This is a genomic window from Clostridium sp. AUH-JLR23 (assembly GCF_964238065.1).
GTDB classification, from domain to species: Bacteria; Bacillota_I; Bacilli_A; order Erysipelotrichales; family Coprobacillaceae; genus Allocoprobacillus; species Allocoprobacillus merdigallinarum.
Genome location: NZ_CAXSKY010000017.1, coordinates 1 through 15871, shown reverse-complemented (window position 1 = coordinate 15871; position 15871 = coordinate 1). Strand labels below are relative to the sequence as shown.

The window sequence follows — 15871 nt, the reverse complement described above, 5'->3', positions numbered from 1 at the left end:
ATGAACTTTTTAGAAGCCAAGACTTATTTATTTGAAAAATTGGCACCATCAAAAATTATGGCACTGGCATCAAGTGTCAATGATTATGTTATGGTTAGAAATGTCAGTTGTTTAATTTATAATGATGCCATTTATTTTAAGACTGATAAAAATTTTAGAAAGACAAAGCAGTTATATAAAAATCCTCGTGTGGCTTTATGTTATAGTGGCATTCAAGTTGAGGGTAAAGCAGAGATTTTAGGATTGGTTATTGATGAACCAGGACGTCAATTTGAAAAATTATATCAGAAATATTTATGGGGAAGCTATAATGCTTATAGTCATAAAGAAGATGAAATTTTAGTAAGAGTTGAACCTGTTTTTGTAGAAATATGGGATACTGATGAAAAGAATCAGGCTTTTCAGACTTTTATTGATTTTGAAAAAGAAAGTGTAGAATATTGTCAGTATGATGACAAAAAATAAGAAAATAATGATTATTTCTCTTTTTTCATGAAAAATTCATAAGTATTTTCTATAATCATGGTGTACTTTTACTTTGTAATTGTATAAATAGTGTGTATAATGGTTATGTTAGAATTTAATGAAGAAAGAGGGATTTCATGAAAAAACTCATTAAGGTGTTACTTTCAAGAAGATTGTTATTGATTATTACACTCATTGCGGCAATTGTTTTTACTGCCGTTGCCTTTGAGTTAAGTATACTTCCATTAAAATATTTTATACCATTGATTGTGATTATTTTCTTGTTAGCTTTTTTATTTTATCGTCTAGCAAGAGATAAAAATGATCGTCATCCTATCAAGGTTGCGCTAATGAAGTTATTGAATGTCTTACTTGCTATTGTCTTAATTATAGCATCTTTATCTTTGATGAAAGGTTCAAACTTTATTTCTTCTATTACGGGAGGAAATGAAGAAATCATTGAAATGAATGTGGTTGTCTTAAAAGATTCTGCCTATAACTCTATAGATGATTTAAAGGGACAGCCTTTTGGAGCGCATCAGGGCGATGCTGTGAATATCAATAAAACAGAAACAATGATTGAAGATGATATTGGTGAGATTGTTGTAACAAACTATAGTACAAACAATGAGCTTGTGGCAGCGTTATTGGATCATGAAATGAGTGCTATTATTGTCAAAGCGGTAGATTTAGAATCTTTTGATTCTATTGAAGATAAGTTTAATGAAAAGATCAGAATTATTCAAAAATATGAAATCAAGTTACCAAAAGTAGCTGCAGATAGTGCTAAGGTGACTCAAGAACCATTTGTTGTCTTTATTAGTGGTAGAGATAAAGAAGGACCAATTAATACATTCTCATTATCTGATGTGAATATGATTGCGGCTATTCATCCTCAAACAAAACAAGTTCTATTAGTGAGTATTCCTAGAGATTATTATGTAGATATTAAAGGCATTGAGGGTGTAGAGGGTCAAGATAAGTTAACTCATAGTGCTAAAGGTGGAATTGATGCGACAATTCAGACTGTAGAAAATTTAGTTGGTGTAGATATGAACTATTATGCTAAGTTTAATTTTACATCATTTATGAATGTGATTGATGCTTTAGGTGGTATTGAAGTGACTGTGCCTAAATATGATGTGATTGGTAGAGATGATGGTGTCTTTACAACACGATTAGATAAATATACAATTAAACCTGGAAAACAGACTTTTGATGCAAAACATGCATTATCATTTGTCCGTGAAAGATATGCCTTTGTTGAAGGGGATGAAGTTCGTGGAAAGAATCAGATGTTAATGTTGAAAGCTATTATTAAAAAATGTTGTTCACCAAGTATTATTACGAACATGGATAGTGTTTTTGAATCTTTATCAGATAGTTTTGAAACCAATTTAAGTGCTGATGATATCAAATCATTAATTAATATGCAAATTAATGATATGGCTTCATGGGATGTTCAATCTTATCGTTTAACAGGAGATGCTTCACAGAGAGTTTTTGAACTTGCGACAGTCGGTGATGTGACATCTGTTAATGCAAATGGTGTTTATGTCACACAACCTGATGAACAATCTGTGGCTCAGGCAAGAGAATATATTCAACAAGTTATGAATGGTGAAATTGTGAAAGTAACTGAAGAATCATCTGACAGTGATTCTACACAGAACAATACAACTTCGACAGAAGAAAATACAACAATTGAGTAAATGAATTGCTTAATTGAAAAACATATGTTAATATAAAGAAAATACAATGAAAAGAAAGAGTAAATGGATTGTTGATGACGTAGAGAGTTCTTGGCTGGTGAAAAAGAAATCATGACACCATTGAATACATCTTGGAGTAGGTGGCTGAAATAAAAGTAGGTTTACACGGGAATGCCCGTTACAGCATCAGAGTATGAACCTGATAGACAGGCGTACTTGTTAAGGCTTATATAGTGATATATAAGTGAATTAAGGTGGTAACACGATGGTTCCTCTCGTCCTTATGGTGGGAGGGACTTTTTGATTATAAGGAGGTTAAGAATATGATTATTGTTTTAAAACCCAAAGTATCTAAACAAGAAATTCAGGATTTGGTAGAGAAAGTAGAAAGCTATGGATTAACAGCTCATGTATCTCAAGGAACAGAAACAACAATTATTGGAATGATTGGAGATGTCACAAAGGTTGATCCGAAACAACTGGAGGTTTCACCTGTTGTCGATCACGTGATGCGTGTCAGTGAACCATATAAACTGGCAAACCGTGCCTTTCATCCGGAAGATTCCATCATTGATGTTGCCGGTGTCAAGGTTGGTGGAGATCATTTAGCATTGATTGCAGGTCCATGTTCTGTTGAATCCAAGGAACAGGTTATCATGATTGCCAAAGCTGCCAAGGCGGCAGGAGCTAACATGTTAAGAGGTGGTGCATTCAAGCCAAGAACATCACCCTATGCTTTCCAGGGAATGGGAACAGCAGGATTGGATATCTTATTAGCTGCAAAACAAGAAACAGGACTTCCAATCGTGTCAGAATTAATGAGTGCTGAGTATATTGAAGAATTCAATGAAAAGGTTGACTTGGTACAGATTGGCGCAAGAAATATGCAAAACTTTGATCTTTTAAAAGAAGTAGGAAAAAGATGTACAAAGCCAATCTTATTAAAACGTGGATTAAGTGCAACATATGAAGAATGGATCATGAGTGCAGAATATATCATGGCTAGCGGGAACCCCAATGTGATTCTATGTGAAAGAGGTGTCAGAACATATGAAACCTACACAAGAAATACATTAGATTTACAGGCGATACCTGTTATCAAAAGATTAACACACTTGCCAATCATTATAGACCCATCACATGCAGGAGGAAAATGGTGGCTGGTAGAGCCAATGGCCAAGGCAGCAGTTGCTGCAGGATGTGATGGATTGATGATAGAAGTGCATAATGATCCAGAACATGCTTTATGTGATGGACCACAGTCATTAAAACCAGAGAAATATACAGAATTATTGAAACAGGTTGGAGAAATTGCCCATATTGTTGGAAAAGAAATCAAATAAAGCATGATATTTTATAAATTGAATAAAAAATTATGGAAATTTATAAAAATGATTGACATTTTTGTATTTATCGCATAATATATTAACATATTCAAAATACTGTTATAAATACTGTGAAAAGAAAGAGTAGATAAGTCAGCTTGTATAGAGAGTTCTTGGTTGGTGAAAAAGAATCAGGTCAGCTTATTGAATTCCTCTTGGAGTAGGTGGCTGAAATAAAAGTAGGCTAACACGGGAATGCCCGTTACAGCATCAGAGTATGAACCTGATAGACAGGCGTACTTGTTAAGGCTTATATAGTGATATATAGGTGAATTAAGGTGGTAACACGGCAGATGATAATCTCTCGTCCTTAGGGATGAGGGATTTTTTATTTATACAGTAGCGAAAGGAGATAGAGAAAAATGATTATTGTATTTAAACCCAAAACAACTGATGAAGATGTACAAAAAATAGTCAAACAGGTAGAAGACAAAGGACTCACAACGCATATTGTGGTTGGAACAGAAACGACGATTTGTGGTGTTATTGGAGATGTCACAAAGGTTGATCCGAAACAATTAGAGGTTTCACCTGTTGTCGATCATGTGATGCGTGTCAGTGAACCTTATAAACTAGCAAACCGTGCCTTTCATCCAGAAGATTCCATCATTGATGTTGCTGGTGTCAAAGTAGGTGGAGATCATCTGGCATTGATTGCAGGTCCATGTTCTGTTGAATCCAAGGAACAGGTTATCATGATCGCCAAAGCTGCCAAGGCAGCAGGAGCCAACATGTTAAGAGGTGGTGCATTCAAGCCAAGAACATCACCCTATGCTTTCCAGGGAATGGGAACTGCAGGATTAGATATCTTGTTAGCTGCAAAGGAAGAAACAGGATTACCCATTGTGTCAGAATTAATGAGTGCTGAGTATATTGAAGAATTCAATGAAAAGGTCGACTTGGTACAAATTGGCGCAAGAAATATGCAAAACTTTGATCTTTTAAAAGAAGTAGGAAAAAGATGTACAAAGCCAATCTTATTAAAGCGTGGATTAAGTGCAACATATGAAGAATGGATCATGAGTGCAGAATATATCATGGCCAGTGGAAATCCCAATGTCATTCTATGTGAAAGAGGGGTCAGAACATATGAAACCTACACAAGAAATACATTAGATTTACAGGCGATACCTGTTATCAAAAGATTGACACACTTGCCAATCATTATAGACCCATCACATGCAGGAGGAAAATGGTGGCTGGTAGAGCCAATGGCCAAGGCAGCGGTTGCTGCAGGATGTGATGGATTGATGATAGAAGTGCATAATGATCCAGAACATGCTTTATGTGATGGACCACAGTCATTAAAACCAGAAAAATATACAAAATTATTGAAACAGGTTGGAGAAATTGCCCATATTGTTGGAAAAGAAATTTAGGAGTGAAAAGATGGATTTAAAAGTCAATTTACAAAAAGACAGTTACAAGATATATATCAAACAGGGATTGTTGGATCATATTCTAGAATATATCGAGCCATTATGTAAAGGGAAACAAGTCATGATAATTTCTGATGATCAAGTTTATTCACATTATGGTCAAAAACTCACACAACAACTCAGTCAGTGTTATCGTGTAGGTCAAGTTGTCATTCCTCATGGAGAACAATCAAAAAGATTTGATATTTTACCAGATATTTATCATCAGTTACTTGCTTTTCATTTGACAAGAAGTGATGCTATTATCGCATTAGGTGGTGGTGTGATTGGTGATTTAGCAGGTTTTGTTGCCAGTACATTTTTAAGAGGTGTGCAATTCATTCAGATTCCAACATCACTTTTAGCTCAGGTTGATTCCAGTGTCGGTGGGAAAGTCGCTGTTGATTTACCTGAGGGTAAGAATCTGGTTGGTGCTTTTAAACATCCTGGGGCTGTCTTTATTGATCCACTGACATTAAAGACACTGGATCAAAGATATATCAATGATGGTATGGGTGAAGTGATTAAATATGGCTGTATTTTTGATCAATCACTCTTTCAACAATTGCTTTCCTATACATCTTTTGATGATCTATATCAGGATATTGATGAAATTATTTATCGTTGTGTTGATTTAAAACGTATTGTTGTGGAAAAAGATTTATTAGATTTTGGAGATCGTTTAGCTCTTAATTTTGGTCATACATTAGGTCATGCTATTGAACAGTATTATCATTATGAAAAATATTCACATGGGGAAGCTATTAGTATTGGAATGGTTCAACTTAGCCTTATTGCTGAAAAGAAAGGATTAACCCAAAAAGGAACAGCTGATCAAATAAAAAAAGCATTAGACTTATATCATTTGCCTTACATAGCTCATATTCCTACTGAAGAATTAAAAAAAGCTATGGCTTTAGATAAAAAGAATATCAATCAGAAACTATCTTTTGTTTTATTAAAGGAGATTGGAGATTGCTTTATTTATCCAAGTGATTTATCATTTATAGATGAAAGTAGGGAGGTCTAATATGGCAATCAGTATAACACCTAAACAATTATCAGGAACAGTCTGTGTTCCACCGTCAAAGAGCCTGGCACACCGTGCTATTATATGTGCATCATTATCACGTGGTAGAAGTGTCATTACCAATATAGAATATTCTCAAGATATTCGTGCAACTATTGGGGCTATGAAAAGCTTAGGAACAATGATTTTTGAATATGATGATTATTTAGAAATTGATGGAACAACAACTTTTATGAGAAATCAATGTGAAATCAATTGTTTTGAATCAGGATCAACTTTAAGATTTATGATTCCTATTTCACTTGTCTGTGAAAGTAATCTGCATTATATAGGTGAAGGAAGACTGGGGAAAAGACCAATGCAGGTTTATTATGATATTTTTGAACAACAGGGGATTTCTTATTTATATAGAGAGAATGTTTTAGATTTATATATCAGAGGAAGAATGCATGGAGGAGAATTTGAAATACCAGGTGATGTATCATCACAGTTTTTAAGTGGTTTATTGTTTGCATTACCATTAATGGATGAAGATTCACGTATTGTGATCACTTCTCCAATGCAGTCAAAAGGTTATGTCGATCTCACATTGCAAATGTTAGAAAAATACGGTATTCACATTGAAAATCATGATTATCGTGAGTTTATTATTCGTGGAGGACAACAGTATCAGGCATGTGATTATCGTGTTGAGGCTGATTTTTCTCAGGCAGCCTTTTATCTGGTAGCAGGAGCCTTGCATAATGATGTGCTTCTTCAAGATTTGAATATTGATTCTTATCAGGGTGATAAGGTTGTCATTGAACTGTTGAAACAAATGGGGTGTCAATTTGAAAGAACAGCTCAAGGAGACAGGATGTCTTGTCAAAAGATGCATGCAATCACAATTGATGGTTCGCAATGTCCAGATATTATTCCCGTCATGGCTTTAGCTTGTGCTGTTAGTGAAGGGGCTTCTAGAATTGAAAACATTAGTCGTTTACGTATCAAAGAATGTGATCGTCTCAAAGCAACAGTCGAAGTGATTAATCAACTGGGAGGACAGGCCAAGGAATTTGAAGATGCTATGGAAATTCAAGGCGTTACTTCATTACAGGGAGGACATGTTTCATCTTATCATGATCATCGTATGGCGATGATGGAAGCTATCGCATCAAGTGTGTGTGATCAGCCCGTTGTCATTGATGATGAACAATGTGTGGAAAAGTCTTATCCAGATTTCTGGGAGGATTTTCAGTCGTTAGGAGGTGACTTTCATGAGTGCGAATTGGGGTAGTCATATTGAATTGTCACTTTTTGGTGAAAGTCATGGAGAAGCCATTGGTATTGTGATGGGGAACTTGCCAGCAGGTATTCGCTTGGATATGGAACAGATTCGCTGGTATATGAAACGTCGTGCACCGGGGCAAAATAAAATGTCAACACCTCGACAGGAAAAAGATGAGGTACATATTGTCAGTGGACTTGTAGATGGAGTCACAACAGGAGCGCCTTTATGTGCCATGATTTATAATCAGAATCAGCATTCTAAAGATTATAGTAAGCTAAAAGCCTGCATGCGTCCAGGGCATAGCGATTATCCAGCCTATATGAAATATCATGGTTTCAATGATGTGCGTGGTGGTGGACATTTTTCAGGACGTTTGACGGCTCCCCTTGTTTTTGCTGGAAGTATTGCCAGACAAATTTTAAAAGAAAAAGGAATTATTGTTGGGGCACATATTCAAAGTATTCATCATATTCAAGATCAACCTTTTCCAGTAGATATTGATGAAACATTATTAGAACAATTATCATCAAAAATGTATCCCACTCTTGATGAAGATGTTTTTTTGCAAATGCAGGAAGTCATTGAATCTGCACGACTTCAACAGGATTCAGTTGGGGGAATTGTTGAATGTGCGATTATAAATGTTCCAGCAGGAATAGGCAATCCATTCTTTGATTCTATTGAATCTCATTTATCGCCATTACTCTTTAGTATACCAGCGGTGAAAAGTGTCAGCTTTGGTCAAAGAAATATCACTGAAATGTATGGTCATGAAGCGAATGATGCTTACTATTATCAAGAGGGACAAGTGAAAACAAAAACCAATCATAATGGTGGAGTCACGGGAGGTATCACAAATGGAATGCCGATTGTTTTTCAGGTTGGTATCAAACCGACACCATCTATTTCACAAATACAGGAAACAGTCAATGTACAAACACAAACAAATACACAAATTCAAGTGAAAGGAAGACATGATCCATGTATTGTACCTAGAGCAGTGGTCGTTGTTGAATCTATGGCCGCTTTAGGTATTTTGGATATGCTGGGATAATTATGAAGGATTTAAAACAATGTCGTCAGGAAATTGATGAAATAGATGAGCAGATGATGACTTTATTTGAACGAAGAATGAAAGTAGCAAAAGATGTTGTGACGTATAAGATGGCTCATCATATGGAGATTTTTCAAAGTGAACGCGAAGCTCAGGTCATTCAAAACAATGTTTCACGTATCCAGTCAGAAGATCTTCATTCTTATGCAAAACTGTTTCTGACATCTATGATGAATATTTCAAAGTCATATCAGACAACATTTTTACCGCATCCTCAAACCTTGACTTATGCTTTGCCTAAGGTCAATGATATTACAGTTGGATTTCAGGGTGTACCAGGTTCTTTTTCACAAAAAGCATTAGATACTTATTTTGGTAAACAAACCAAAAGACAACAATATACGCATTTTAAAGATGTTTTTGAAGCTTTAAAACGTGATGAAATAGATTATGGTATTGTTCCTTTGGAAAATTCATCTACTGGAGCTATTAATGATAATTATGATGCGATTAGAGATTATGGATTTTATATTGTTGGTGAACAAAGTCTTTCTGTTTCACAACATTTATTAGGCATCAAAGGGGCTAAGCTTGAAGATATTCAAGACGTTTATTCGCATCCTCAAGGTTTATTACAGACATCTCTGTTTTTAGAAAAACATCATATTCAACCTCACGAATATGAAAATACAGCGATGGCAGCCAAGTATGTCTCAACATTACAGAATCCTCATATTGGAGCCATAGCCTCTTCTCAGGCAGCTCAATTATATGGTTTAGATATTCTTCAAGATAATATTCAAAATATTCAAAACAATGCCACTCGTTTTATTATTTTTGGGAAACAATTAGAAGTTGTAGAAGATGCTTCATGTATCAGTATTGTTTTTACCTTACCACATCAAGTTGGCACATTATATCAGGTCATGAAGATTATTTATGATTATGCGATTAATATGTTACGTATTGAATCACGTCCATTGTTAGAAACACCTTGGGAATATTATTTCTATGTAGATTTAGAAGGAAGTTTAAAAGATGTGGCGATGATACAAGCTTTGGAAGATATGAAAGCTCATACCAAGACAATGAGAGTATTAGGAAATTATGTTAAAAAGTAAAAAAAATATTATCTTGATTGGTATGATGGGATGTGGAAAAACGACAATTGCACGTTTGTTAAAAGATCAGTTAAAAATGAATTGGATTGATATGGATATATATATTGAAGATAAATATCAGATGCGTATTTCTGAAATGTTTGATATATCTGAAGATTATTTTAGACAAAAAGAAACAGAATGTTGTTTGGATGTTTCTAAAATGGAAAACATGATTATTTCAACGGGTGGAGGTGTCGTTGAAAGATGCGATAATATCAAGGCGCTTCGTCAAAATGGTTATATTATCTATGTTGATAGACCCATCCCCTTGATATTAGAAGATATAGACACTTCATCACGTCCTTTATTGAAGGATGGGGCTCAAAGACTTTATGAGCTCTATCAAAAAAGACATCCTCTTTATTTAAAGGCCTGTGATTATCATGTTAATAATAATGGAACATTAGAAGAGATATGTACAAAAATAATATTGAAATTAAAAGAATTATAGTCATTGATAAGCTATAATTCTTTTCTTTATCATTTCTATTCTGGCTAATTTTAACATTGAAAATTATAGACTTTTTTATTTGAATATGTATAATATAAATGCATATTTGGTGCATATTCATAATGAGGTGTTCAATCTCAAGGCATCCTATGATGACGAGTGACGGTTCTGACTCGTCGGTAAAATAAAAAATGACCGAACGATGATGATGTGTGAGAGCAAAGACACATCGGTAAAATAAAAAATGGCTCAAGGATGCAAGATAGAGGAATCTGTAACAGGTTCCTCTTATTTTTTAGAAAAAGGAAGATATTCAAAATGTATGATTATGTAGAACATGTTAATGGTTATATACCATTACATATCAAACAATTTGATAGAAAATATAAATATTCTACTCTTCAATATTTTCATAAGGAATTGGGAATTTCGAAATGAAGATAAAAATGTTAGGAAAATTGATATGAAGTATCATTGAAATGATGTAGTTGTGAGATGAATCATGACTATAGTTTGATTTATATCAATGAAAAATTTATGTTTAGAATCGAGATGTCATTTATCAAATAAATAGGATATGATAATTTTATCGTTTCTGTAAAGATATTTCTGGTTTGGTTATTCACAGGAAAGTTTATTTAATGGTATAATAAAGTGTAAAAAGAATAAGAAAGGTGAATGAAATGAAAAAATATTTATGTGTAGATGTTGGTGGGACAGCCATTAAAATGGGGATATTAGATGAAGAAGGAACAATTTATGAAACAAAGAAAGTCAAAGTTCCTCCAACAATAGAAGAGATGTACCAGGTTATCGTTGATGCTTTCTTTCATGAAGATAATTTAGAAGGTGTTGCTTTAAGTATGCCAGGTGCAGTAGATAGTGAAAAGGGAATTATTGGTGGTTCTAGTGCTATTGATTATATTCATGGACCACATATTAAAGAAGATTTAGAAAGTCGTTTACATGTTCGTGTCGAAATGGAAAATGATGCCAATTGTGCGGCATTGGCTGAAGTCTGGAAAGGGGCTGCCAGTGATGTTGATGATTGTTGCTTTATTGTCAGTGGAACAGGTATTGGTGGTGCCGTTGTTAAAAATCGCCGTATTCACAAAGGGGTACATTTGCATGGTGGAGAGTTTGGTTATATGATTGCTCAATTTGACTTTGATACGCATGAAATGCATACATGGTCTGAAATGGGATCAACAGTTGCTGTTGTGAAAAATGTCGCAAAGGCAAAAGGAATTGATGCTTCCTCATTAAATGGTCAGGACATCTTTGATCATTATCATGATGATCCTATTTATGAAAAATATGTTGATCAATATTATTATATTTTAGCTAATGGTATTTATAATTTACAATATGCCTATGACCCTCAAAAAATAGTCATTGGTGGTGGTATTAGTGCAAGAAGTGATTTACTTGATGAAGTGAACCAACGTTTAGATGTAATCTTTAAGACTTTTACACATGCGAAAGTTCGTCCAACCGTTTTCACATGTCAATATCAAAATGAAGCTAATTTATTAGGAGCTTTATTTCATTTCTTCACAGTGAATTCATAAATATAATATATAATAATATAGAGGTGATGATTCATGGAAAAAATAACACCTACTGTTGATTCTAAGTTAAGACATATTGTCAAAGTTCCTCAATGTATATATGATGTATCGGGAATCACAATTAATGGGAAAAGGATTAAATCTTTAGTGTTTTCTACTGATGTGGCAGTTATTTCAAATTGCAATGCTGATGCCGTGATAGCTGTTTATCCATTTACCCCTACAATGCAGATTACAAATGCTATTATTGAAGTGGCACAAAAACCTGTTTTTGCTGGAGTGGGTGGAGGAACAACATCAGGACCAAGAGTGAATAAAATCGCTTTAGATGCTGAATTACATGGGGCTACAGCTGTTGTTTTAAATGCACCGACTAAGACAAAATTTGTACAGGAGCTATCTCAGATTATTGATATTCCTATTGTTTTAACAGTTGTTTCGACTGATGAACCATTAGAAGAAAGAATGTTACATTCAGGAGCAAGTATCATTAATGTATCAGGTGGTAAAAAGACAGTAGAAATTATTAAAGCATTACGTAAGATTGATCGAGATTTTCCAATTATCGCAACAGGTGGACCAAATGAAGAAACAATTAGAGAAGTCATTGCAGCAGGAGCGAATGCTGTGACGTATACACCACCATCAAATGGGGAAATATTTAAAGAAATGATGGAGCGCTATCGTATACAATGTTCACACCATGATGATGACGATGACGACGATGATTAAATAATCACATACGATTTAAAAATGAGATTTTCAAATATATTTGAGTATCTCTTTTTTTATGAGCATTGATATTAATGAGTCTACTTTTATATATGCTTACAAAGAAATATTTTATAAAAAATACCAAGGCTATATGTGTATAAAAGAATTTTTCGTGCAATAAACGATATATTGAAGTCTGGTTAAAAATAATAGACTTTATCAATATCATTTCTATTTATGCAATACAAAAATAATGACTTTTGTTTCTTTATTCGCTATAATAAGCAAGAGGTGAAAAATGTGAAACAGTATTTAGATATGTGTCGTTATATATTAGAACATGGGGAAGATCGTGATGATCGTACTGGAACGGGAACACGTAGTGTTTTTGGTTATCAGACACGTTATGATTTACGTGAGGGTTTTCCTTTGATGACAACAAAAAAGATGTTTTTAAGACCTATTGCAGAAGAGCTTTTATGGTTTATTAAGGGAGATACAAATATTAAGTATTTAGTTGATAGAAATGTCAAAATATGGAATGAATGGCCATATGAAAATTTTAAGAAATCCAAAGATTTTCATGGTGAAAGTTTAGAAGAATTTGTTGCGAAAATAAAAGAACTGCCTGCTGATGATCCGTTTGTTTTAAAATATGGGGAATTAGGACCAGTCTATGGTAGACAATGGCGTAATTTTAATGAACAAGGGGTTGATCAGTTATCTATTTTAATTGATGGTTTAAAAAATAATCCTTTTTCAAGAAGACATATTGTGAGTGCATGGAATCCAGTTGAAGTGGATCAGATGGCTTTACCACCATGTCATGCTTTTTTACAGTTTTATGTGTCAGCTGATCGCAAATATTTATCTTGTCAGTTATATCAAAGAAGCGCTGATACATTTTTAGGTGTTCCTTTTAATATTGCATCTTATGCTTTAATGACAGCTATGTTAGCACAGGTATGTGGATATGAAGCCAAAGAATTTATTCATACCATTGGGGATGCCCATATTTATAAAGATCATTTTGATGTTGTGAAAGAACAAATTTCTAGAACACCACTTCCATTATGTCAATTAAAGTTAAATCCTGAAGTGAAGTCTTTATTTGATTTTACAATTGATGATATACATATTGAAAATTATCAAAGTCATGGAAGATTATATGGGAAGGTGAGTGTCTAATGATTAGTATTATTGTGGCTATGGATGATAATCGTTTGATTGGAAAGAAGGATTCATCTAATGGAATGCCATGGAACAACAAAGAAGATTTAAAGCATTTTAAAGAAACAACCATTCATCAGACTATTTTAATGGGTTATACAACATATCAGGCTATTGGTAGACCACTACCTCATCGTCATACTATTGTTGTGAGCTTTGAACCATTTGAAGATGATTGTGTAGAAGTGAGAACATCATTAGAAGAAGTGATTCAGGAATATAAAGAGAGTGGAAAAGATTTATTTATTTCTGGTGGGGCTTCCATCTATAAGCAGTCTTTACCTTATGTTGACCAATTGTTGATTTCTAGAATTAAAGGAACACATGATGGAGAAACTTATTTTCCGGATTTTGATGGATATGGTTTTGTTTTAAAGGAAGTTAAACCATTTGAAACATTTGATTTGGAAATTTATCAAAGAGGTGCCCAATGAAAAGAATTATATTTTTAATCTTTAGATTATTATACAGAATACCTGGATGGTTATTAACTATTCATCGTTATAATAAAAATAAAGAGAACATCAGTTTTGCACAAAGATTCTATTTTATTCAAGAATTGGTTAGAAAAGTCAATCAAAAATCAAGAGTTCAGATTCATTGTTATGGTAAAGAGAATTTACCTGAAGAACAGGGTTATTTAATGGCTCCTAATCATCAGGGATTATTTGATGCCTTGATTTTATTTGGAACACATGATAAACCATTTAAGTTTATTGTAAAAAAAGAGTTAATGCATGTCTTTGTCTTAAAAAATGTATTACATATGGTTGATGCTTTAGCCATTGATCGTGAAAATATTCGTGCTTCAGTCAAAGTCATTAGACAAGCTTCAAAAGATATGGCTGCTGGTACAAGCTATGTCATCTTCCCTGAGGGAACACGATGCCGTCAACAAAACAAAATGCTTGAATTTAAAGGTGGAACTTTTAAATCTGTTATGGATGCAAAAAAACCAATTGTGCCAGTCGCATTAATTGATTGTTATAAAGTGTTTGATAATAACTCTATTGAAAAAGTAGATGCTCAGATTCATTATTTACCACCTATCTACTATGATGAATATAAAGATATGAATAGTACAGAAGTTGCAAGTATGGTACAATCAAGAATAGAAAAGTGTATCAACGAAAATGAGAATAAATTTTAAAAAGAATTTATTCTTTTTTTTCTTATGTATTTTTTCACAAAACATTGATGAATTCAAAATAATTTGTATTTTCTGTTTGTTTTGAACCTAAAAATAAGTGGGAAAACAGCGAAAAAAACTTGATATATAAACGCTTTCAAGATATAATATATATAGTTCAAAAAAGGAATGGGAAGGAGAATTTTTTTATGAACAAATTATTAAAAGTTTTAGCTGCATCTGCTTTAGTGGCTACTGTTTTAGTTGGATGTGGTAAAAAAGGAGAATCAACTGGAGGAGCTGCTGAAGGTGCAAAATATGCAAAAGCTGGATTTGGTATGATTATTGAACCTGGTGATACAACAAGTACAACTATGGCAACAGTGGGATTGGATGCTGAAGGTAAAATTAATTACATCGATGTAGATGTTATCCAAACTCCTAATGGAAAAGACGAAACTAAAACTAAAAAAGAATTAAAAGAAGACTATGGAATGAAATCTGTTTCTGCTTCAATGGGTAACATTGAAGGTGGTGCAGAATGGTATGAACAAATTGCTAAATTTGAAGAATTCTGTAAAGGTAAAACTTTAGACGAAGTTGCTGCAATTGAAACAGAAAAACGTGATGAAGAACATACTTCAGTACCAAAATCTGGTTCTGATTTAGCAGCTGGATGTACAATGGATATTGGTGCATTTAAAGAAGCTGTAGCAAAAGCTGGTCAAAATATGACAGAAGTTAATGCTGCAAAAATTGGTTCTGGTGAAGTTGCTAGCTGGGATGGAAAACAAAAAAATACAACAACTGCTGCAGTTGCATTAGATGCTGACGGAAAAGCTGTATGGGCTTATGTAGATGTTTCTCAAAATCCAAATGGAAAAGATGAATCTAAATCTAAAAAAGAATTACAATCAGATTACGGAATGAAATCTGTTTCTGCTTCAATGGGTAACATTGAAGGTGGTGCAGAATGGTATGAACAAGCTGCTTCATTTGAAAAATATGTTGTTGGAAAAACAGCTGAAGAAGTTGCTGCAACTGAAACAGAAAAACGTGATGAAGAACATACTTCAGTACCAAAATCTGGTTCTGATTTAGCAGCTGGATGTACAATGGATATTGGAGCATTCTTAGAAGCAGTAGCTGAAGCATTTGCTAACGCTCAATAAAAAATGATGAAAACCATGAAAAATTCATGGTCAATGGAGTCAACTTAGTAAGTTGGCTCTTTTTTATTTTTTTGGAAATAAAAGAGTGTCTTTTTTACTTGTAGTTA

General features: G+C 33.8%; 15 protein-coding genes and 2 other annotated features. All 15 genes read left to right on the top strand.

Annotated features, from left to right (window positions below; all coding sequences use genetic code 11):
• The 15 genes from ACESR5_RS09095 to ACESR5_RS09025 all read left to right on the top strand — a co-directional run bounded on the left by ACESR5_RS09095 (position 1) and on the right by ACESR5_RS09025 (position 15764).
• The gene (locus tag ACESR5_RS09095) at positions 1-465 is read left to right on the top strand and encodes a pyridoxamine 5'-phosphate oxidase family protein (RefSeq protein WP_087243366.1); all 465 of its coding nucleotides are present in this window, start codon (positions 1-3) and stop codon (positions 463-465) included.
• Between the two features lie 137 nt (positions 466-602).
• The gene (locus ACESR5_RS09090) at positions 603-2177 is read left to right on the top strand and encodes an LCP family protein (RefSeq protein ID WP_373155177.1); all 1575 of its coding nucleotides are present in this window, start codon (positions 603-605) and stop codon (positions 2175-2177) included.
• Between the two features lie 37 nt (positions 2178-2214).
• Positions 2215-2463, top strand: a binding site (T-box leader).
• 37 nt (positions 2464-2500) lie between these two features.
• Positions 2501-3520 (top strand): 3-deoxy-7-phosphoheptulonate synthase, encoded by a 1020-nt coding sequence (gene aroF / locus ACESR5_RS09085; RefSeq protein WP_373155175.1) that lies wholly within the window; start codon positions 2501-2503, stop codon positions 3518-3520.
• Between the two features lie 104 nt (positions 3521-3624).
• Positions 3625-3877: a binding site (T-box leader), on the top strand.
• Positions 3878-3924: 47 nt separating this feature from the next.
• Entirely contained in the window at positions 3925-4941 is a 1017-nt protein-coding gene (gene aroF / locus ACESR5_RS09080) for a 3-deoxy-7-phosphoheptulonate synthase (protein WP_087304576.1), read from the top strand.
• A gap of 10 nt (positions 4942-4951) precedes the next feature.
• Positions 4952-6010 carry a 3-dehydroquinate synthase gene (gene aroB / locus ACESR5_RS09075; protein WP_373155173.1) on the top strand — a complete coding sequence of 353 codons (1059 nt, stop codon included), beginning with the start codon at positions 4952-4954 and terminating at the stop codon, positions 6008-6010.
• 1 nt (position 6011) lies between these two features.
• Positions 6012-7286 (top strand): 3-phosphoshikimate 1-carboxyvinyltransferase, encoded by a 1275-nt coding sequence (gene aroA, locus ACESR5_RS09070; protein WP_373155171.1) that lies wholly within the window; start codon positions 6012-6014, stop codon positions 7284-7286.
• Positions 7267-8334 (top strand): chorismate synthase, encoded by a 1068-nt coding sequence (aroC, locus tag ACESR5_RS09065; RefSeq protein WP_373155170.1) that lies wholly within the window; start codon positions 7267-7269, stop codon positions 8332-8334. The genes aroA and aroC overlap by 20 nt, the downstream gene beginning before the upstream one ends.
• Before the next feature lie 2 nt (positions 8335-8336).
• On the top strand, positions 8337-9455 hold the full coding sequence (locus ACESR5_RS09060; RefSeq protein ID WP_373155168.1) for a chorismate mutase: 1119 nt from the start codon (positions 8337-8339) through the stop codon (positions 9453-9455).
• The gene (locus ACESR5_RS09055; RefSeq protein WP_289527595.1) at positions 9442-9948 is read left to right on the top strand and encodes a shikimate kinase; all 507 of its coding nucleotides are present in this window, start codon (positions 9442-9444) and stop codon (positions 9946-9948) included. Before ACESR5_RS09060 ends, ACESR5_RS09055 begins: the two co-directional genes overlap by 14 nt.
• Before the next feature lie 683 nt (positions 9949-10631).
• Entirely contained in the window at positions 10632-11519 is an 888-nt protein-coding gene (locus tag ACESR5_RS09050; protein WP_087304571.1) for an ROK family protein, read from the top strand.
• Between the two features lie 33 nt (positions 11520-11552).
• Positions 11553-12251, top strand: a complete 699-nt coding sequence (locus tag ACESR5_RS09045) for a hydrolase (protein WP_087243353.1) — start codon at positions 11553-11555, stop codon at positions 12249-12251.
• A gap of 282 nt (positions 12252-12533) precedes the next feature.
• Entirely contained in the window at positions 12534-13421 is an 888-nt protein-coding gene (gene thyA / locus ACESR5_RS09040; protein ID WP_373155166.1) for a thymidylate synthase, read from the top strand.
• Complete coding sequence (locus ACESR5_RS09035; protein WP_373155164.1) at positions 13421-13897, top strand: dihydrofolate reductase; 477 nt, start codon at positions 13421-13423, stop codon at positions 13895-13897. The genes thyA and ACESR5_RS09035 overlap by 1 nt, the downstream gene beginning before the upstream one ends.
• A complete protein-coding gene (locus ACESR5_RS09030) occupies positions 13894-14613 on the top strand; it encodes a lysophospholipid acyltransferase family protein (protein WP_373155162.1) in 720 nt (239 codons plus the stop codon). Before ACESR5_RS09035 ends, ACESR5_RS09030 begins: the two co-directional genes overlap by 4 nt.
• 188 nt (positions 14614-14801) lie before the next feature.
• Complete coding sequence (locus ACESR5_RS09025; protein WP_373155161.1) at positions 14802-15764, top strand: hypothetical protein; 963 nt, start codon at positions 14802-14804, stop codon at positions 15762-15764.
• The last annotated feature ends 107 nt before the right edge of the window (positions 15765-15871 follow it).